This window comes from Paracoccus benzoatiresistens (genome assembly GCF_026913015.1).
Lineage (GTDB): Bacteria > Pseudomonadota > Alphaproteobacteria > Rhodobacterales > Rhodobacteraceae > Paracoccus > Paracoccus benzoatiresistens.
In genome coordinates, this window is sequence record NZ_JAPTYD010000172.1 from 1 (window position 1) to 1,109 (window position 1,109).

The window sequence follows — 1,109 nt, forward strand, 5'->3', positions numbered from 1 at the left end:
GCCCAGCAGCCGCAAAAGGGCGGCGATCAGGATCACGATCGTGCTGGCCAGAAAGATGATCGTCGCGATGCCGAACACCACGCCACCCAGGATCCAGGCCCCGTCCCGCTCCAAGGCGCCCAGGGCGATGATGGCGATGGCTGCGGCAGGCAAGAGGTTGCCCAGGGGGATCGGCAGGATCAGCACGGCGGACAGGACCAGGCAGACGCTTCCCAGGACCTTCATCGCTGCTGGAGAGCTGAAGGGGGACAGGCGTGGGCGCAGCAGTCGCTCGACGCGGTTCAGATACGGCATGGCGCGGGTGACCAAGGCACGAAAGTGGGCGATGTCAAAGGACCGCCCGGCCAGGAACTGCGGCAGCCAGGGCATCTGGCCGTGCATCATCTGCCAGGACAGATACAGCATCGGCAGGCCCAGCACCGCGGAGGTGCCCGGCGGGTTTGGGATCACGTTGAAGAGGGCCAGGATCAGCAGCAGCCCGATCAGACCCCGATCACCCAACGCAGTCAGCATTTGCGCAACGGAGATCCGCGGCTCGGTCCAGTCTTCGGCCAGACGAGTCAACGCCCGACTGAGGGTCGGGCGCGGTTCGTCGATCAAGATGTCAGGGCGCCTCATTTAGGTCCTTGGGTCCAAAGGGACCCCATGCCGGATCTGAGAAAAGCAGCACGCGCAGGGATGCGCGTGCTGCTGTCGGCCCTTATTCCTCGCCACTGTCATCGAAACCGGCGTCGTCATAGCCCGCCTCGTCGGTCGGCTCCTCCATGGGCGCCTCAGACGCGGCAGCATCGCCTGCGAACATGCCGCCGATGGCATTGCCCAGCAGCACGCCGCCCGCCACACCCATGGCGGTCTGCGCCGCCCCGGCCATGAAGCCGCCGCCCGCCGGGCGCCCGCTGTTCCAGGGACTGGCGCCATGGCCGTGCTGCGGATGCTGGCCGTAAGCCTGCGCCGGGGGCGGGGCCATGGGCCGCGCGGGCTGCGGCTGGCCGCCCCCGAACAGCCGCCCGAAGAGGCCGCCGCCCTGCTGCTGGGGCTGGCTTTGCATCTGCTCGATCTGCTGCTGGGCGGCGTTCAGCGCCTGTTCCTGAACGATCACGGTTTGCGCC

General features: G+C 68.0%; 2 protein-coding genes. Both read right to left on the reverse strand.

The annotated features are described in order from the left end of the window. Positions 1-618: exopolysaccharide biosynthesis protein (locus OU682_RS24055; protein ID WP_268944693.1), on the reverse strand; the 618-nt coding region annotated here is incomplete at its 3' end. A gap of 82 nt (positions 619-700) precedes the next feature. After that, a partial coding sequence (locus OU682_RS24060) for a DUF2076 family protein (protein WP_268944694.1) occupies positions 701-1,109 on the reverse strand: 409 nt, incomplete at its 5' end.